Below are 17,748 nucleotides of genomic sequence, written 5' to 3'. Positions count from 1 at the left end.
CAGACAAGTTGCGGCGCCGTGAGGACGTGAGTCTGATGACCATCTCCGCGACCCAGATAAAGCGACTTGCACACGAAATCGGCGTCAAACAAAGCACGCGGTAAATCCTCGAATTGCGCGCCATCCAACACGGCGAAACAGGTTGCTGCGTCTCTAGAATTAATTGTTTCAGTTGCGCATTGTTAGCCATGTCTCACCGCTCGCAGATGTGGAGATTGCTGCGCAGCCTGCCTGAGACGGAGGCTCCCTCTCCTGGCCCGCGCCTCTCGAACTTGATTCTGATTATCTTTCGAGGTCGGCTAATCGAATGTCAGCCAAGGAACCCCTTGCACCAGCCGGCCTCCATGCTCGCAGGCATCGCCGAAGCGGGCAACCTTCTGGCCGCCGATCTTGGCAACCGACGACCCGCTTGTAATGCCGGCTGTCGTTGGAACGCCCGTGCATGTGCACTTGTCGCCCACCGTTGCGATTGGCACGCCGTCCACGCAGACGAAAGATTGGGATGCCGAAGACACCGGCCCTCCAACATGCGGCCGCGGACCGGGATCGACCATTGGGCAGACATGCATATGGCCCTTGAGCGTGACCGGACGGCCGACCATTCTGCAACTCCTCTTCTTTGTGCCAACTAACCGGCACCGAGACACAAGCCTTTGGCTTCTAACCTGCTCAAACAGGCGTCTGGCATCAGCTTCCGATCGCGCGTACCGGCTGCGGCGGGAAAGGAGCGTTGTCCATCAATTGCATCTCATGTGCCTGCGCCAAGATCGCCATATGCGGCAACGCTTCATAGACCGTCAGATTGGCCAAAGCCCTGTTCCCGCCGAGCGCAAGGATCGGTCTGAACCCGTAGATTTGCCCCACTCCGAGCTTGCCGAGTTTGGAACGTGCCCGCTTGAAAAGCTTTTTGGCGTTGGCGTCGTACTCGTCGAGAGTCGGATCGTCGATCAGCATCAACTGGCCGGTAACCGCAAGATTGGGGTCGTATCTTTTGCCGTTGACCAGCGCCGAACATGATACCTGCCCCTTCACCAGATCGATGGTCACGTCTTGATGAACTTCATTCCATGCGATGATCGTTCCGAACGCGCCGAAACCCAGAGCGTGGGTTTGCTCGGGACGGATATCGGTGTCCCCACCGAAGACGAGCTTCAAGATGCCGCTATATTGGCCAGGATCGCAGAATTGAAAGTAGCCGTCGAGAACGGCACCGATGCCATTCTGCTGCCAAAAGTCAATCATCGCCTCCGGGACCTTGCCGCGATAGTGTCCGAGATCGAGCGCCGCAGTCCCACTTTCTGGGGAGCCGAAGTCCTGGACGATAGAATCGAGCCTTGCCTGATAGTTGTTCACGCGACCTCCAATCAAAACAGATATACGCAGAAAATCCAGTGGCTGCGGACTATGACATTGGAACATTGCCGGGACCACCTTGTCCCTTACCTGAGCCGCCGCTGGAGTCCCCGGATTTCTTGCCCGATTTGGAAGATTTGCCATCCTCGCAGATTTTCAAGTCGGCATTGGTACGCTCGCCTTTTTCCTTGGCCTTTTGCGCATGCTCCTTGAGTTGCTGCAACCTTGTCTTGTCGGAATTGGGCCCTGTTTTGGACCACTGCGACCCGATCGACCGATTGGCAGACCTCGGACCCATGCCGCCGTTTTCCGTCGAGAGCCGTCCCGTACCGCCGGCGGACAAATCCGGCGTGTGAATGACATCCATCGTTTTGATATCATTCGCCGCCGCTTCCCTAGCAGCTTTCGCCGTCGTGCTAGGATCCTGCTTCACGATTTCTGCAGCTCTGTTCTTAATCCAGGCTTCCCGGGCGTTCGCCCGATCCACTGCATCCTTGGCACCTCGACCGAGGTCCTCATAAGTATCCATATTTTTAACAAGCGTATCCGGTGGAATCTCGTTGATAGCATCCTGCTGCTCTTTGAGCTGGCGCTTGAACTCCTCGATCTGCTCGGGCGTCGATCCCTCCGGCGGATTGAAGCAATCGATCTCGCCACAGTCCACGCAGGGTTTGGCGGCCTCCTGTTCTTTGGTCTCAGTCTCAGCAGCTTCGTTCGCGTCCTCCATATAGCTCGCAATGGCTTCCGCTGCAGCGCGGCCTGCAATGCCGCCGACCCTCGATCCGATCGCACGACCGATCCAGGCTCCAACCGGCCCACCAAAGACACCTCCGATAACTCCGCCTAAAGCGCCGCCCGCAATTTGACCACCGACCTGGCCTACGGTTCCTGCCACCGCTGAGGTCATGATGCCGCACCATTGAGGGCGTTGCCGAAACGTAGCGCGTCAACCGTGTGGCCGATCAGTTCCTTGACCCGGGCGTCCGGCGAGGCTCCCTTTTCTTGGATGAAGCTTCGCACGTCTGGAAGATCCGCCGCCTTGCCGTCCGACACGACCATTACATATGCCCAACGCGCACGTCCTCGCTCAGTCCGAATTCCAAGCTCATCGGCAGTTCTTTCGGAGGCCAGCGTGGCTCCCCATACGAAATCGTCATCCACGCCCGAAAAATGAGGCGGCGTGTTCTTCTTGAGGTAACGCGCAATCCGCAGCCGCGATGAATGCAGCATGGCGGCCTTCAACCTTTCCATCTGGTCCAGCCCCAGCCGAAGCGGACCGATGGCCGCATCCGGCATGTTGTCGGCCTTTCGAGCTCGCCGGACGCCCCCATAATCCGGACCATTGAAGACAATGCCATCTGCCGGCCCCAGAAAACGGGCGAACTGCGATCTTGTCAGGATCGGCAGCACCGCGCCGAGGACATTGGGATCCCAATGGCGGAAGAGAACGCGTTCATAGCGCTGTTTTTCCGCCCCACCCTGCTGTCTGTCCTCGCCGTCTTCACGCGGAATCATAACCTCGTTCAGCGTCCTGAGGTGGCGATAGAGCGCGTCCGGCCCTACAGGGCACGACCAATAGACTGCGCAATTGTGATGCGTATCAAGCCATTCGACATGCGACCGCATCGATGCCGACGAAACTTCGGCCATCCATGGTCCTGCACGACGAAAATCGAGGGGCACTCCCTCAAGAAACAGCGAACGGCAGGAAATTGCTTCGGCGGCCAATGCGGCCGGGAGATCGTCAAAGGCGCCGCCATCCAGCACGACGGTGACAGGTCCGTTCATCTCGTCGACAGTTTGTCTCAGGACTCGAGCGGATTCGGCGAGATCCGGCAGATCGATTATCGGGGTTGCTTCCATCATCACATCCTTACAAACGGGGTGGACGACTTCGACATCTGCCGCAGGCAAGACGGCTCCTGGCCGGGACCGCCTTTCTTGAAATTGATCTGATTACCTTCGATATCGATCTTCAATGCATAGAGGCGGATGCCGGTCTTGTTAATCTCGATGTACCCGCCGGGAGCGGACAGGAATATCTTGTCTTCCGCAAAGACTTCCCAGACCTTTGATTCTCCGCGATATTTTTCACCCGCTACAAGGCCGTAAAGCTTGCCGACATTGACGGTGATTTTTTCGCCGACGACCGTGCCTTGGGCTTTTCCGATATTGGTATTCTGTTCCTCGCCGATCGTGACGCTCTGCACCTTGCCGATCGTCAGGTTCTGCTGTTTGCCGACGTTGATCATCTCCGTCTGGCCGATATTCGTGACCTTGCTCACGCCAATCTGTTCAGCCTTCGCGACACCGACGCTGGTGGACTGAAAGGAGCCGACGATGGTATTCATGATGCCGGACAAAGGAAAGAGGCCCGAGGCCGCCTCGCCGACGCCCGTACCGGAGCCCGCCAACGCCGTGCCCGCATCCGCTCTGGGCGATGGTCCGGACACCACGCCTTCACGGCTTCCGAGGCCGCCTATGCCGAGGAAGCCGAGTGCTGATGAGGCGAGCGTGCCGGCGAAGGCCGCAAGACCAGGTCCGCCGCCACCGGCGATTTGCCCCGCCTGACCGAGAAGAGCAGCGGTCTGTCCCGCCATTCCCTGCACGCTCCCCATCAGCGCCATCGCCATCGGCCCCGTACCGCCGACGACGGTGTTCATCGAGCCGCCGACTTCGTGTTTCTGGTTGCCGCCCACTTCCACCGTGCGGTTGGCGCCGATGGCCGAGACTTCGTGCCGGTCGATGCGCTTGGTGCGGTCGTTCAGCACCCGTGTCGTCTGATCCTTCTGGGCATGGAAGAACATGTTCTCCTGGCCGGCCTCGTCTTCGAAGGTCATTTCGTTGAAGCCGGTGCCTTTATGGGTGTTCGAGCGCATGACCATGCGGGTCTTGTTGGCCGGCAGGTCGTAAGGGACCGTATTGGCAGGGTTCGGTACCACGCCGGTCACCAGGGGCCGGTCGGGATCGCCGTCGACGAAGGCGACCATCACCTCCATGCCGATGCGCGGAATGACCTGGGCGCCCCAGGTGCCGCCGCCCCAGACCTGGCTGACGCGTACCCAGCAGGTATCCGACCCGTCCTTCTTCGCCTTGCGATCCCACGGGAACCACAGCTTGATGCGGCCATATTGATCGGGATGGATCTCCTCGCCGGAAGGGCCGGCGACGATCGCTACCTGGGTGCCTTCGATGCGCGGCCGCTTGGTCTCGCGATGCGGCGTCATCGCCACGCGCGATGGCACCGCCTCGAAGGTGTTGGTGTATTCGGGCTCGTTGCTGTTGGTCTCGTAGGAACGGTCGACGACGATGTGCGCCGCCTTGACCACCACGTGCTCCTCATAGGCATGGTCGGGATGGGCGACTTCGTAGGGGGTGAAGCGGCGTCCCGCCTCCAATATGCGGGATGTCGAGCCGCCGAAGACCCGGTCGTGATCGGCCTCGGAGGCCTGCATCCTGAGTTTTTCCGCCCGCTCTGCCTCGGCGACGGAAGAGATCCGCGCCGGGTATTCGTAAAGCTCGCGCTTGGTCGCCTCAGGCATTTGCACCAACGACGGCGTCATGGTGCTGGGCACCATGCGCGGCGTCTCGAAATTCCAGTCGGCCCCTGCCCGCTGGCCGGGCACATAGGAATAGCGCCGGCTCCACTCGGTGATATGGTTGCGGTCGGCCGAGCCCTGCGCCAGGCGGACCTGGCCCTCGCCCTGCGCCGAGGGCGACGGGCCGAGCCAGGACCGGGCGCTATCGGCCACATGCAGCTTGTGTTTGCCGTCCTCGTGCGAGAACCAATAGAACAGGCCATCCTCCTCAAAGCGGCGGGTGAGGAAGGCAAGGTCGGTTTCGTTCCACTGCACCGAATAATGCTGCGGCGGCGGCGGCGTGATCACGCCTGACGTATCCGGCGCCGGGATGCCGTGCTCGGAAAACAGGGTCTCGACGATATCGACCGAGGTCTTGTCCATCCAAATGCGGCAGTCGGAACGGCGCGACAGGAGCCACATCTGCGGCCTGAGCACCATGGAATAGGAGCGGAGGCCGCGGGTAATCGGCGGCCCCTCGTTGAGTTCGGTCACCAGGCCGTTGAACGGCCGGCGCAAGCCGCCCTCGCCGTCGCCTTGCTGCACCTCGACGGAGACATCCATCAGCCGGCCGATCAACTCCTCCGGCTTGACGGACGGTTTCTTGGCGCGTGCCGAAAGCTTGATCTCGAAGAGCGAGGAAATACCTTCCTCGATCGTCACCCGCTCCGGCAGAAGCTGGTCCTCGCCGAGCGGCGAGACGATCTTCAGAATACGGTTCGCCTGGACGAAGTCCGCGGCGGACGACATATCGTTCATCGATCGGGACCTCTCAGCCTACGGCCGCGGCGGATGCTTCCGAGAAGCGCTTCAAAAAGCCATCGACAAGGGTGCGGCGATCAAAATAATGCAGCAGTTCCAATCGATTGTTGTTGCTGTTGAAATAAGCGGCGGCCATCGGCCGCTCCCCGGTCTTCTGGATGAAGGTGACCGCGGGATTGCCGTAGAGCAGACGGGTCGGGGCCGGATCCTCGCCGTAGATGGGAAGGAAATTCAGCGTCACGGAGGCCTTGTAATGCTCCAGCGCCTTGGCCGTGAAGATGTTCTTCTTGCCGAGATAGCGGTGCATGACCGTCGTGCGGCCGTTCGGACGGGTCGTCAATTGCGTCCCCGATTCGAAGAATTCCGAAAGCAGCTCACGCGCCCCCGGCGAGCCCTGCAGTTTGCGGCCTTTGAAATAGACGTCTTCGCCGATGGCGATCGTATAGACGCTGCGCATCACCTGAAGATGGCTGGTTCCGACCCCTTTGACGCCCTTGATCTTGATACTGGGCGCGACCATGCCGAAAACGCTTTCGTCGAACACTTCCTCGACGATGAGATGGTAGTTCGTCAGTTTCACATTATCGATGGCCAATCCGCCCATGGGAAAGACTTCCTTCAGCTCGCGACGAGGATGGAGAGAACGGGCGCCATCCGATTGGCGCCCGTTCCAGTCGGATATCAGGCGGCCTTGGTGGTCGCGAGATCGTAAGAGGCGATCATCGGCGACTGCGGCGAGTGCTTGTCGTCGTAAGGCGTGTACTTCACTTCCATCTTGGTGAAGTTCAGCTTGATCGTCTCAACCGGGCGGTCGCCGTTGGAATCGATCGAGTAGCTGGCGATCAGCGTGTTCTCTAGCGAATACTCGATATAGGTGTCGCCGGGATTGCCCGTCGTGACCAGATGGATGACGGAGCGCTTGCCGGTGCGGCCCGAGCAGGCCTCCTGGAAAAGCTTGGTCGACGAGGAGTCGCTGACCTTGGTGAGGATCACCTCCGAAACGGTCGGCTCGGAAGCTTCGCGGTTTGCCGCCGAACCGGCGGAGGTGTTCATGTTGCGGGCGACGTTCCAGTGGATGGCTTCGATATCCATCCACTTGCGATGCTGTTCGTGGGTAGCATCACCCTGGATACCATCGATCTGAAGATAAATCGGCATGCTTTCAGCTCTCCTGTTGGCGGTTGAGTGCCTCGTTGCGTCTAAGGCGTAGTTGCCTTTCTTCTTCCTGCTCCCCGAGTGCGCTTGCGGCTCGGGGTTACTTCATCCGACAACCGGTTTTTCCCCGGCGTGTCGAATTCCTGCGGGGCGGCCGCTTCGGCATCGAGGCCGAAGCGGTGGCCATCGTATCCGATGGCAATGCCCGCAATTTTCTTCCCGGCCGCGACGGCATCGAGGAAAAATGTCGAAAGATCGGGCAAGAGGTCGCGCGCGATCATCACCTCGATCGCGCGGGCGCCCGTCTCGCTGGTGCGTGCGCGCGAAATCAGCGCGTCGCGGGCTTCCGGCGACAGTGAAAGCGTCGTCCCGTAAGTGGCGGCAACCCGCTCGCGGATCCGGCCAATCTGAATATCGACGATGCCCGACAGCGTCTCGGTGCCCAGCGGCATGAAGGGCAGCGCCGTCGTGCGGCCGAGGAAGGCCGGCTTGAAATGCTTCTGCAGTTCCGGCAGCAGCAGCACTTCGAGTGCGTCCGGTTCGGGCATCGTCTCGGGATCGGCGGAAAGGGCTGAGATCATCTCCGAACCGGTATTGGCCGTCATGACGATGGTGGTGTTCTTGAAATCGATGTCCCGGCCTTCGCCGTCGCGCAGCGTTCCCTTGTCGAACACCTGATAGAAGATTTCCTGGACACCCGGATGCGCCTTGTCGATCTCATCGAGCAGCAGCACGCCGTAGGGCCTGCGCCGCACCGCTTCCGTCAGCACCCCGCCTTCGCCATAACCGACATAACCGGGGGGCGAGCCGAGCAGCATGGAAATCTTATGCTCCTCCTTGAACTCGGACATGTTGATGGTCGTCAGGTACCGGCTGCCGCCATAGAGCATGTCGGCGAGCGATAGCGCCGTTTCGGTCTTGCCGGTACCGGACATGCCGACCAGCAGGAAGACGGCCGGCGGCCGGCGCGGATCGGAAAGCCCGGCGCGGGCCGCCCGCATGGCCGCAGCGATCCGCTCGATCGCCGCGTCCTGGCCGAGCACCCGCTCCTTCAGCCTGATATCGAGCGTCTTGACCGTCTCGATCTGGTCGGCGAGCAGCTTGCCCAGGGGGATCCCGGTCCACCGGGCAACGACGGCAGCAACGATCTCCTTGTCGACAACGCGCGGCAACAGGGGTGTCTGCTCGGCCACGGCCGCCAGGCTCCGCTCCGTAGCGGCAAGTGCGGCGCGTGCGCTCTCAGCGGTCATGGCCTGCGATGGGAAAGGCGCCACATTCGTGCCGTCGCCTGAATTGTCGACCGGCGCCAGCGGCACGACGGCGTCGTCGGGCGAGAACAACTCCTCCAGCCGGTCGGCCTCCCGGACGAGCCGGTTTTCTTCGTCGAATTTCGACCGCACCGCCTCTATCTCGAAGACGATCTCCTGCTGCTTACGAGCGATCTCGCCAAGCCGAGCGCTCTTTTCCGGCGTCTCCGGTTCACGGGCGAGCCAGTTCGCCTCGGTTTCCAGAAGATCGCGCTCGTCGGTCAGCAGCTTCAGCGCTTCCGGCGTCGTCTGGCGCGCGAGAGCCACTGCGGCGGCGGCCGTGTCGATCAGGCTGATTGCCTTGTCGGGAAGCTGCCGGTCCGGCAGATATCGGGCCGAAAGCCGGACTGCTGCGACGATCGCCTCGTCGCGGATGCGGACCTTGTGATGGGTTTTCAGGCCTTCGGCGACGCCGCGCAGCATGCGGATCGCGGCTTCTTCGTCCGGCTCACGCACATGCACGGTCTGGAAGCGGCGGGTCAGGGCCGCGTCCTTTTCGATGAAGCGCTTGTATTCGCCCCAGGTCGTCGCCGCGATCGTCCTCAATTCGCCGCGCGCCAAAGCCGGCTTCAGGATATTGGCGGCATCGCCCTGCCCCGCCTGTCCGCCGGCGCCGATCAGCCCATGCGCCTCGTCGATGAACAGGATGATCGGTTGCGGCGAGGTCTTCACCGCATCGACCACGCCATGCAGCCGCCTTTCGAACTCGCCTTTGACGCCGGCACCTGCCTGCAGCAGGCTGAGATCCAAGAGCAGCAGCTTCACATCCTTCAGCCGGGCCGGCACGTTGCCGCCGGCAATCTCCAGCGCCAGCGCTTCGGCCACCGCGGTCTTGCCGACGCCGGCATCGCCGACGAGGATCGGGTTGTTCTGCCGCCGGCGCATCAGAATATCGATCAGCTGCCGCAGTTCGCGGTCGCGGCCGATGACCGGGTCGGTGCGACCCGCCCGGGCGTCCGCGGTCATGTCGCGGGTGTAGAGACGCAGGAATTCATTGTCCCCGGCCGGCGCGGCGGACACGGAAAGCGGTTCTGCCGGACCGGGCGCTGCCGTCTCCAGCAATCTGTCGAGCATGGCTCTGTCGAGGTTGCGCAGCGACGGGGCGATACCGCGGATAAGGGCACGCAATGCCGGATCGTTCAGCAGCGCCGCCAGCAGATCGGCGAGAAGCACGACATTGCGCCCGCATTGCAGCGATGCAACCAGAAAGGATTCCCGGCCAAGGGCAAGCAGGTTGGGCGAGAGCGCCAGCGAGGCGCCATCCTCCCGCGGGATGTCGGCGATGGCAGCGTCAATCTCCGTCCTCAGCGCCGCGGAGGAGACTTTGAGCTCTTCGAAAACGGCAGAAAACTCCGCAATATCAAGAAGCGAGCGCAGCCAGTGGGCGATGTCCACAACGGCGTGCTGATGCCGCACGGCAAGCGAAGCCGCTGTCTCAAGACCGACACGTAAATTGGGCTCAAGCGTTCTTATCAGACGATTGAGATCGATATGGGACATTCGCAAGTCCTGTTTTTACGTCGAAATTCAGCGCGCATTTGTGACGCAAAGAACAACTAGGGCGCTCATAAACCCTTGTCCAGAAGAAAAACGACTCTATTTTGAAAAATGAACATAACGAAAGTCGTCATAAATCCGTCATCATCCGGAGATGGTTGACAAGCCAATACAGGCCGCCCAAAATGCCCTCTCTCTGCAGTATGCTCTGATTTTTGAGGTATTTAACCGCGTGAACGTCCACGAAATAATAGATCCACTTGAGACAGATCGCCCGTGCGGAGAAAACGTGCGCGTTAATACTGTATCTCGTGAAATATACTATAGAATTAAGGACGCGAGAAACGCCGCACGTACAGCCGAACGTAGTATTTCCCCCGGTGATGTTATTGCGCTTGCACCCGCCTGGCATGATGTTAGCAATCTTGGATTGCAGATCCTTTCTTCCCGGAGCAAGGACATCGAAGTATTGGCCTGGCTTGCGGAGGCACAGCTGAGGCTGCGCGGCTTCTCTGGATTGCGCGATGTCTACGTTGCAACCGTGTCGCTTTTAGACCAGCATTTCGACGCCTTGCATTCGATCGGCGATGGCGATTTCGAGGAACGGTTCGCGCCCTTCGCAGGCCTCAACGGTGTCGGCGGCGAAGGAACGCTCATCCAGGCTATTCGTTTGACATCGTTGATCCCGGACGGGAAGTTCGCTCAATATTCGCTTTGGGATTTCCAGCTTTCGCAGCGGCCGAACGAAGCCGATCGGCGCGAGGAATTGCAGCAGGCGGCCATGGAGGCCGGTGTCGCTCAGATGTCAGCCTATCTCGGCGTGCTGACGGAGTGCATCGCCGCTTTCGACCGCATGGTCGCAATACTTGACCAACATTGCGGCGACCAGGCGCCGCCGAGTTCGAATACACGCAATGTTTTGCAAGAGGCCGCGTCTGCAATCCGGTTGCTCGCCGGGCTCGACGCTGCCGCGGCCGCGTCCGAAACGCCTGCGTCGCAGGGGCTGCAGCCATTGCCGGCAGGCAATGCCGACGAGCCGGAGGCCATTCGCACGCGACCAGCCGGCACTGAGGCGATTCGTTCGCGCGAAGAGGCCTTCGAACTTCTGATCGCCGTTGCGCGCTATTTTCGCCGCACCGAGCCCCATTCACCGATCTCCATGTCGATCGAGACGCTGGTGCGTCGCGGCCGCATGGATTTTTCCGAGCTTCTTGCCGAGCTCCTGCCCGAACAGCACACGCGCAATGCGGTGCTGACGGCAGCCGGCATTCAGCCCGTCACCGACAAGGGAGGCTAGCGGCGTTCGGCCGGGCTTTCCGGCCGAACGCCGAAGCACCTCAATTCGCAATCCGCCGATGAGAAGGAGAATCTCGATGGCAAGTGTGCATGAGAAACTGGAACGGGTTCGCAAGCCGCGGGTCCACATTAAATACGAAGTGGAAACCGAAGGCGCGATGGTGGTGAAGGAGCTGCCTTTCGTCGTCGGCGTGCTCGGCGATTTCTCCGGCAATCCCACCCAGCCGCTCAAGGCTTTCGGCGAGCGAAAGTTCGTCCAGATCGACCGCGACAACTTCGACGACGTCATGCGCCGCATGACGCCGGGCCTCACCCTGTCGGTCGAGAATACGCTTGAGAAAAACGGAACCGAGCTTCCGGTTTCGCTGAAATTCGAAAGCATGGCCGATTTCGAACCTGGCGCGGTCGTCGATCAGGTGCCGGCGCTGAAGGCCCTGCTCAACGCCCGCAACCAGCTGCGCGATCTGATGAGCAAGGCGGACCGCTCCGAAGAGCTCGAGCGCCTGCTCGAAGACATCCTGCAGAACAAGGCCGATCTCTCGCAGCTGGTGGCTGAGCTTGGCGGCGGCAAGGCCGAAGCGGCGAAGGACGCGTTGAACTGAGTGCCTGGGATCGCGGGGCGAACGCGGCCCGCGTGAAGTCCTGAAGAATCGTTGTCCGGCAGCGGCCCCTTTTGAAGGGAACCCCTCATCCCCAAAGGGTCGCCGCTTTCGCAAAAAAGGATCGATAGATGACTGCTGAAACGCAATTGCAGACAAAGGAAGAGGCCGGGTTCGCTGCTGATGAGGACCTGCTCTCGAAGGTCGTTGCGGCAACCCGCCAGACCGAGCCCGACCGTGCGCAGGATCTTCTGCGCACCCTCACCGACCAGGCCCTGAAGGGCACCGTCACCTATGATCGCAATCTGACGATCACCTTGAACAATGCCATTGCCGAGATCGACAAGGCGATATCAAGCCAGCTCGCGGCAATCATGCAGTCGCCTGAATTCACCAAGCTCGAAGGCGCCTGGCGCGGCTTGAATTATCTCGTCAAGAACAGCGAGACCAGCGCCAACCTGAAGATCCGCGTGCTCAATGCATCCAAGCGCGATGTCGCCAAGGATCTGGCAAAAGCGGTGGAATTCGACCAGTCCAGACTTTTCAAGTCGGTCTATGAAGACGAATTCGGCACGCCTGGCGGCGAACCGATGGGTGCACTGATCGGCGATTACGAATTCGACAATTCCATCGATGACGTCCAGCTTCTGCAGGGCGTTTCGATGATCGCCGCAGCCGCCTTCGCCCCGTTCATCTCGGCCGCCAGCCCCCGCATGTTCGGCTTCGAGGATTTCCGCGAGCTGGCAAAACCCCGCGATCTCGAAAAAATCTTCGAGACCGTCGAATACGCCAAGTGGCGCAGCCTGCGCGAGAGCGATGATTCCCGCTTCGTGACGCTCGCCATGCCGCGCGTACTGGCCCGCATGCCCTACGGCCCGAAGACCAGCCCGATCGAGGAGTTCAACTTCGACGAAACCGGCGGCTCCAAGAGCCGCGAGCTGCCGCACGGCTCCTATTGCTGGATGAACGCGGCCTATGTGATGGGCACGCGGCTGACCGAAGCCTTCGCCAAGAACGGCTGGTGCACCGCCATTCGCGGCGCGGAAAACGGCGGCAAGGTCGAAGGCCTGCCGATGCACATCTTCTCCAGCGACGACGGCGATCTGGACCTGAAGTGCCCGACGGAAGTCGGCATCACCGATCGCCGCGACGCCGAACTCGGCAAGCTCGGCTTCCTGCCGCTCTGCCATTACAAGAATACCGACTATGCGGTGTTCTTCGGGGCGCAGACGGCGCACCGGCCGAAACTCTACGACCGGCCCGAGGCGACCTCCAATGCGGCCGTTTCCGCCCGTCTGCCCTATATGATGGCGACCTCGCGCTTCGCCCATTACCTCAAGGTCATGGGCCGCGACAAGATCGGCTCGTTCATGGAGGCGGAAGATTGCGAGGCCTGGCTCAATCGCTGGATCTCCAACTACGTCAACGCCAATGACGATGCCGGCGAGGAGTCGCGGGCGAAATACCCGCTGCGCGAGGCGAAAGTCACCGTCCAGGAAATCCCCGGCAGACCGGGCGCCTACAACGCCGTCGCCTGGATGCGTCCGTGGCTGCAGATGGAGGAATTGACCACCTCGCTGCGCATGGTCGCCCGGATCCCGTCGAAGAACTGATGAAATCAGGGCTGGTGCGTGGCGAGATTTCCGCCGCGCACCGGTCCTTGCATCCGAAACATTTGGTCAGGTCGACGATGGGTTCCAGTACTGAATGGCGGCGCCGGGCGGATCAGCTGATTACGCTGATCGACGAGGCGCTGAACAGGCAAGTCAATGCCATCCTCCACCATCCCGATTTCCAGGCGATGGAGGCGAGATGGCGCGGCCTTGCCATGCTCGTGCGCGAGGCAAGCCGCAGCGGTGAGGTGAAGGTCAAGCTGCTCAGCGTCAGCTGGCGCGAACTCGCGCGCAGCATGGAGCGGGCCAGCGACTTCGACCAGAGCCACCTCTTTGAACTGATCTACAGCCGCGAGTTCGGCATGCCGGGCGGCGAACCCTTCGGCCTGCTGGTCGGGGACTATCATCTTTCTCCGGGCGATCCCGCCGACGGCGATCCTGTCGGCACGCTGTCGCAGATCGGCATGGTGGCGGCCGCCGCCTTCTGCCCCTTCGTCGCCGGTGCCGCGCCGCTTTCGATCGGGCTGGAAGATTTTCACGAACTGAACCGGGTCAACGATTTTTCCTGGCTTGCCACCGAGGCGGACCGCATCCGCTGGAACGGGCTTCGCGCCCGCGAGGATTCGCGCTTCCTCGGGCTTGTCGCGCCGCGCATCCTGATGCGCCCGCCGCTCGAACCGCATGCGCGGGGTCGCAATGACGGCTTTCCCTTCCGCGAAAGCATTGCTAGCGACGGCAGTTCGCTGCTCTGGGGCAATGCCGCTTTCGCCTTTGCGACTGTCGTCATCCGCAATTTCATTACATCAGGCTGGTTCGCGGATATCCGCGGCGTCACGCAGGATGCCGTCGATGGCGGTCTGCTGAGCGCGGCCGAATTGCCGCCTTACGATTTCGGCACCGAAAGCAACGGCCTGTCAGCCCAGGCGCCGGTGGAAATCCACCTGACCAGCAGCCAGGAGCAGCAGCTCTGCGATCTCGGCATCATCCCTGCCGCGACCACCTATCTCTCCTCGTCGGCGATCTTCAATTCCAACCAGTCGCTGCATGCGCCGCCGCACTATTCCAACGAACATGCGCGCCAGAATGCGCGGCTGGCCGCCATGCTGCAATATGTGCTCTGTGCGTCGCGCTTCGCGCATTATCTCAAGGTCATCATGCGCGACGAAATCGGCCAGCTTTCCGATGCGATCTCGATCGAGCGCAGACTGGCCGACTGGCTGACCGCCTATACGCTCGGCAACGACGATGCCGACATCACGCTGCGCACGCGCTTTCCCCTGCGCTCCGCCGGCATCAGCGTCGCCGAGATCCCCGGCAAGCCCGGCAGCTTCTCCTGTACGGTCCGGCTGCAGCCGCATTTCCAGCTCGATGACGTTGCCACGAGCTTCCATCTCATCGCCGAGACCGCAACCACGGGCCAGATCCTGAGCCGCCCCGTCACTATCCCTGAGAGGATGTCCGCATGACGCTTTCCGCCAGCATCGCCCAATCACTCAGCGACAATGCCCTCGAGGACGCGCTCGATGAGGTCAAGGCGCATCTGAAGGCCAAGCCCTCGGATCAGGAAGCGCGGCATCTCTATATCGATCTTCTCGTGCTATCAGGCGATTATGAGCGCGCCGACAATCAGTGCAGCCTCGCAGCCACCCTCTCTCCCGACGCAACGATGGGCTTTGCTTTGCTGCGCAACGAGCTTCGGGCGATGGCGGCGCGCGATGCCTGGTTTGCGAGCGGCGCCCTGCCGGAATTTCCGCAAGGGCCGAGCGAACTCGACAAGCTCGCCGTCCGCCTCGGCATCGCCCATCGCGACGGCAATGCGGATGAGGCGAGGGCGGCGCTGAATGCGCTCGATGAGCTGAGGGGCGAGCGGCCGCTGATCTGGAACGGCAGGCCGGTCTCCGATTTCCGCGATCTCGACGATCGCACGCCGCACGCTCTCGAAGTCATCATGACCGGCGGCGGCTATCTGTGGATCGACTTCGCCAAGATCGCAGCCCTGTCGATCGAGCCGATTGCCCGGCCCCGGGATCTCGCCTTCCGTCGCGCCGAACTGTCGCTCAACGACGGCGCAGCCGCCTCGGTGCTTCTGCCGGCGGTCTATCATGGCACCGGCAAGGATGCGACGCTCCGGCTTGGCCGCGAAACCGATTGGGTCGACGAAGCCACAGGCATTACCACCGGCCGCGGCCAGCGCTGCTTCCTCGCCGGTGACGAACTGGTTTCCTTCCACGACACCCGGAATCTGGAGATCGTGCCGGCAAGCTCTGCCGGCAGGCAGGTCGCGCATGGTTGATCCGCTCGAACGCTACCGGCAGCGCGACCGCGTCCTATCCCGCTCGATCCTCGACAGGTTGATCGACGAGGCTCCGGATCGCGCTGTCGATCCGCCGATAAGCTTCGTCGACCAGGTCCGCGAGGTCCGGGAGGCCATCCGCCGCGATCTCGAGGCGCTGCTCAACACACGGCGCTCCCCGGCCACGCCGCCGGCGATCCATTCCGAACTCAGGGATGCCCTGGTGAGCTATGGTGTCGACGGCATCGTCTCGGCAAATCTGCTGACCGACCAGGCCAAGCTCAAGCTTGCCGAAGCGATCGAGCGGCGGATTTCGCTGTTCGAGACGCGGCTTTCCGATGTCCGGGTGACGATCCTGAAGAGCCGGACGGTGAGCGAGCGGGCGCTGCGCATGCGCATCCAGGCGACCTTCCGCCTGCATGAAGGTATGCCGCCGATCAGCTTCGAATCGACCATCGATCCGTCGACCCAACGCTTCCTCGTGGAGGCAGGCAATGGCTGAAGGTTTCCTGCACCGCTACAATGAGGAACTGCTGGCGCTGCGCCGCCGGGCCGCGCGCTTTGCCGACGCCTTCCCGAAGATCGCCGGTCGCCTGCGCATGACCGGCGACGTCGCCGACGACCCGCATGTGGAACGCCTGATCCAGAGTTTCGCCTATTCGGCCGCCCGCGTCCGCCAAAAGCTGGACGACGAGTTTCCCGAACTCACCGACGGCCTGCTGGAAACGCTCTACCCGCATTATCTGGCGCCGCTGCCCTCGATGAGCATCGTCAAGTTCCGGCCGAGCGATACGCTCGCCTCGGTCCAGACCGTGCCCCGCCATACGGAAATCCTCGCCGAGCCGGTGCGCGGGGAAGCCTGCCGCTTCCGCACCACGCAGGACGTCGAGATGGCGCCGATCGAGATCGCGGGCGCCAGCCTTTCCGGCCAGCCGATCAACGCACCGCTTTCGCCCTATTCCGGGGTTGCCGGCTGCCTCAGGCTCTCCATCCGCTCGCTCGATGCTCGAAAGCCGCTCGGCGGCCTTGGCATCAGCCGGCTGCGCCTGCATATTCCTTCCCCCTGGCAGCAGGCGGTGGCGATCTACGAACTGCTTGCCAATCACACGCTCGGCATTGCGCTTGCCAAACATGCCGACGACCGCTCGCCGGTCTTCCTGCCGGCTGACAATCTCAAGCCCGTCGGCTTCGAGCCGGAAGAGGCCATGCTGCCCTATCCGGCGCCGAGCTTCACCGGCTACCGGCTGCTCACCGAATTTTTCGCCCTGCCGAGGAAGTTTCTCTTTCTCGACATCGAAGGGCTCGATGCCTGGACGGGTGAGACGCTGGAGCTTTTCATCTATCTCAAGGAGACCGACACGAAGCTGGAACGAGCAGTGTCGGTCCGCGACTTCGCGCTCAATGCGACGCCTGTCGTCAACCTCTTTCGCCAGGTCTGCGAGCCGATCGCTGTCGACGGCACCCGCACGGAATACCGTCTCCTGCCCGATGCGCGGCGCCAGAAGACTCGCGAAATCTATTCGATCGATCGCGTTCTGCTGACCGGCTCGCGCGGCCAGGAGGAATTCTGCCAGCCGTTCTTCGGACGGTCGCAACGAACAGGCACGAGCCCGACCTACTGGCAGGCCAAGCGCCGTTTCGACGAAGATACCGGGACCAGCGACATGGACATCGCCTTCATCGACAGGCAGCGCCGTTCGGCGGGCCCTGTCGATGCGGTCGCAAGCGTCGATACGCTCTGCCTCAACCGCGACCTGCCGGAACAACTTCCTTTCGGCGGCGGTCATCCCTTCCTGCAGCTTGCCTCCGGCCATGAGGCGGTGGCAGGCGTCGAGGCGCTGATCCCGCCAACGCCGTCGGTCCGGATGAACGATCAGGAGGGCCGGAACTGGCGGCTGATCTCGCATCTCGTCCTCAATCACCTGTCGCTCTTCGACAATGACGGCGCGGCGCTGAAGGATATCCTGTCGCTCTACGCCTTCCGCGACAGCCCCGAGACCAAGCAGTTCGTCGACGCGCTCGTCCGGATCAAGGCAGCCAATTCGACCGCCCGTCTCGGCAGCGGCGGCATGGTGCCCGGCACCGCGATCACGCTCGAATTCGATCCCGCCGCCATCGATCGGCCGTCGGCTTTCCTGTTCGCAAGTGTGCTCGACCGCTTCTTCAGCCTCTATACCTCGGTCAACAGCTTTACCCGGCTGACGATCGGCATGAAGGGGCAGTCGCGACCGATCGCCCGGTGGCCGGCACGCGCCGCCGAACGCCCGCTCCTCTAAGGAAGGATCGCCAGACAAT

The 17,748-nt window shown here is 61.9% G+C and carries 15 protein-coding genes; 7 read left to right on the top strand and 8 right to left on the bottom strand.

Going from position 1 to position 17,748, the window contains the following annotated elements:
- Positions 1 to 299: 299 nt before the first annotated feature.
- The 8 genes from RLEG4DRAFT_RS04875 to tssH form a co-directional block, all read right to left on the bottom strand.
- On the bottom strand, positions 300 to 602 hold the full coding sequence (locus RLEG4DRAFT_RS04875) for a PAAR domain-containing protein (RefSeq protein ID WP_003575684.1): 303 nt from the start codon (positions 600 to 602) through the stop codon (positions 300 to 302).
- 85 nt (positions 603 to 687) lie between these two features.
- Complete coding sequence (locus RLEG4DRAFT_RS04870; protein ID WP_003575683.1) at positions 688 to 1,353, bottom strand: GAD-like domain-containing protein; 666 nt, start codon at positions 1,351 to 1,353, stop codon at positions 688 to 690.
- 49 nt (positions 1,354 to 1,402) lie between these two features.
- Entirely contained in the window at positions 1,403 to 2,260 is an 858-nt protein-coding gene (locus RLEG4DRAFT_RS04865; RefSeq protein WP_003575682.1) for a polymorphic toxin type 15 domain-containing protein, read from the bottom strand.
- A complete protein-coding gene (locus tag RLEG4DRAFT_RS04860; RefSeq protein ID WP_003575681.1) occupies positions 2,257 to 3,267 on the bottom strand; it encodes a DUF4123 domain-containing protein in 1,011 nt (336 codons plus the stop codon). Before RLEG4DRAFT_RS04860 ends, RLEG4DRAFT_RS04865 begins: the two co-directional genes overlap by 4 nt.
- Positions 3,219 to 5,690: a type VI secretion system tip protein TssI/VgrG gene (gene tssI / locus RLEG4DRAFT_RS04855; RefSeq protein WP_003575680.1), complete on the bottom strand. Its 2,472-nt coding sequence runs from the start codon at positions 5,688 to 5,690 to the stop codon at positions 3,219 to 3,221. The genes RLEG4DRAFT_RS04860 and tssI overlap by 49 nt, the downstream gene beginning before the upstream one ends.
- 13 nt (positions 5,691 to 5,703) lie before the next feature.
- Positions 5,704 to 6,297: a hypothetical protein gene (locus RLEG4DRAFT_RS04850; RefSeq protein ID WP_003575679.1), complete on the bottom strand. Its 594-nt coding sequence runs from the start codon at positions 6,295 to 6,297 to the stop codon at positions 5,704 to 5,706.
- Positions 6,298 to 6,374: 77 nt separating this feature from the next.
- Positions 6,375 to 6,851, bottom strand: coding sequence for an Hcp family type VI secretion system effector (locus tag RLEG4DRAFT_RS04845; RefSeq protein WP_003575677.1), 477 nt, complete (start codon positions 6,849 to 6,851; stop codon positions 6,375 to 6,377).
- Positions 6,852 to 6,892: 41 nt separating this feature from the next.
- Entirely contained in the window at positions 6,893 to 9,655 is a 2,763-nt protein-coding gene (tssH, locus tag RLEG4DRAFT_RS04840; protein WP_003575676.1) for a type VI secretion system ATPase TssH, read from the bottom strand.
- Positions 9,656 to 9,884: 229 nt separating this feature from the next.
- Here tssH and tssA point away from each other — a divergent pair, with 229 nt between their 5' ends.
- The 7 genes from tssA (at position 9,885) to tssF (ending at position 17,729) form a co-directional block, all read left to right on the top strand.
- Positions 9,885 to 10,949, top strand: a complete 1,065-nt coding sequence (gene tssA / locus RLEG4DRAFT_RS04830) for a type VI secretion system protein TssA (RefSeq protein ID WP_085061894.1) — start codon at positions 9,885 to 9,887, stop codon at positions 10,947 to 10,949.
- Positions 10,950 to 11,025: 76 nt separating this feature from the next.
- Positions 11,026 to 11,550, top strand: a complete 525-nt coding sequence (gene tssB, locus RLEG4DRAFT_RS04825; RefSeq protein ID WP_003575672.1) for a type VI secretion system contractile sheath small subunit — start codon at positions 11,026 to 11,028, stop codon at positions 11,548 to 11,550.
- Positions 11,551 to 11,678: 128 nt separating this feature from the next.
- Positions 11,679 to 13,160: a type VI secretion system contractile sheath large subunit gene (gene tssC / locus RLEG4DRAFT_RS04820; RefSeq protein WP_003575670.1), complete on the top strand. Its 1,482-nt coding sequence runs from the start codon at positions 11,679 to 11,681 to the stop codon at positions 13,158 to 13,160.
- Positions 13,160 to 14,626 (top strand): type VI secretion system contractile sheath large subunit, encoded by a 1,467-nt coding sequence (gene tssC / locus RLEG4DRAFT_RS04815; RefSeq protein ID WP_280803283.1) that lies wholly within the window; start codon positions 13,160 to 13,162, stop codon positions 14,624 to 14,626. The genes tssC (RLEG4DRAFT_RS04820) and tssC (RLEG4DRAFT_RS04815) overlap by 1 nt, the downstream gene beginning before the upstream one ends.
- A complete protein-coding gene (locus tag RLEG4DRAFT_RS04810) occupies positions 14,623 to 15,453 on the top strand; it encodes a type VI secretion system accessory protein TagJ (protein ID WP_003575667.1) in 831 nt (276 codons plus the stop codon). Before tssC (RLEG4DRAFT_RS04815) ends, RLEG4DRAFT_RS04810 begins: the two co-directional genes overlap by 4 nt.
- Positions 15,446 to 15,955, top strand: a complete 510-nt coding sequence (gene tssE / locus RLEG4DRAFT_RS04805; RefSeq protein ID WP_003575665.1) for a type VI secretion system baseplate subunit TssE — start codon at positions 15,446 to 15,448, stop codon at positions 15,953 to 15,955. Before RLEG4DRAFT_RS04810 ends, tssE begins: the two co-directional genes overlap by 8 nt.
- Positions 15,948 to 17,729 (top strand): type VI secretion system baseplate subunit TssF, encoded by a 1,782-nt coding sequence (gene tssF, locus RLEG4DRAFT_RS04800; RefSeq protein WP_003575663.1) that lies wholly within the window; start codon positions 15,948 to 15,950, stop codon positions 17,727 to 17,729. Before tssE ends, tssF begins: the two co-directional genes overlap by 8 nt.
- Positions 17,730 to 17,748 lie beyond the last annotated feature (19 nt).

Source organism: Rhizobium leguminosarum bv. trifolii WSM2297 (genome assembly GCF_000271845.1).
The sequence above is the reverse complement of the archived record's forward strand: the minus strand, read 5'-3'. Positions and strand labels throughout refer to the sequence as shown.

What these genes read in the sequence shown, in the direction of transcription:
- RLEG4DRAFT_RS04875 (WP_003575684.1), bottom strand. Translation starts at nt 602, where the DNA reads ATGGTCGGCCGTCCGGTCACGCTCAAGGGCCATATGCATGTCTGCCCA.
- RLEG4DRAFT_RS04865 (WP_003575682.1), bottom strand. Translation starts at nt 2,260, where the DNA reads ATGACCTCAGCGGTGGCAGGAACCGTAGGCCAGGTCGGTGGTCAAATT.
- tssI (WP_003575680.1), bottom strand. Translation starts at nt 5,690, where the DNA reads ATGAACGATATGTCGTCCGCCGCGGACTTCGTCCAGGCGAACCGTATT.
- RLEG4DRAFT_RS04850 (WP_003575679.1), bottom strand. Translation starts at nt 6,297, where the DNA reads ATGGGCGGATTGGCCATCGATAATGTGAAACTGACGAACTACCATCTC.
- RLEG4DRAFT_RS04845 (WP_003575677.1), bottom strand. Translation starts at nt 6,851, where the DNA reads ATGCCGATTTATCTTCAGATCGATGGTATCCAGGGTGATGCTACCCAC.
- tssH (WP_003575676.1), bottom strand. Translation starts at nt 9,655, where the DNA reads ATGTCCCATATCGATCTCAATCGTCTGATAAGAACGCTTGAGCCCAAT.
- tssB (WP_003575672.1), top strand. Translation starts at nt 11,026, where the DNA reads ATGGCAAGTGTGCATGAGAAACTGGAACGGGTTCGCAAGCCGCGGGTC.
- tssC (WP_003575670.1), top strand. Translation starts at nt 11,679, where the DNA reads ATGACTGCTGAAACGCAATTGCAGACAAAGGAAGAGGCCGGGTTCGCT.
- tssC (WP_280803283.1), top strand. Translation starts at nt 13,160, where the DNA reads ATGAAATCAGGGCTGGTGCGTGGCGAGATTTCCGCCGCGCACCGGTCC.
- RLEG4DRAFT_RS04810 (WP_003575667.1), top strand. Translation starts at nt 14,623, where the DNA reads ATGACGCTTTCCGCCAGCATCGCCCAATCACTCAGCGACAATGCCCTC.
- tssE (WP_003575665.1), top strand. Translation starts at nt 15,446, where the DNA reads ATGGTTGATCCGCTCGAACGCTACCGGCAGCGCGACCGCGTCCTATCC.
- tssF (WP_003575663.1), top strand. Translation starts at nt 15,948, where the DNA reads ATGGCTGAAGGTTTCCTGCACCGCTACAATGAGGAACTGCTGGCGCTG.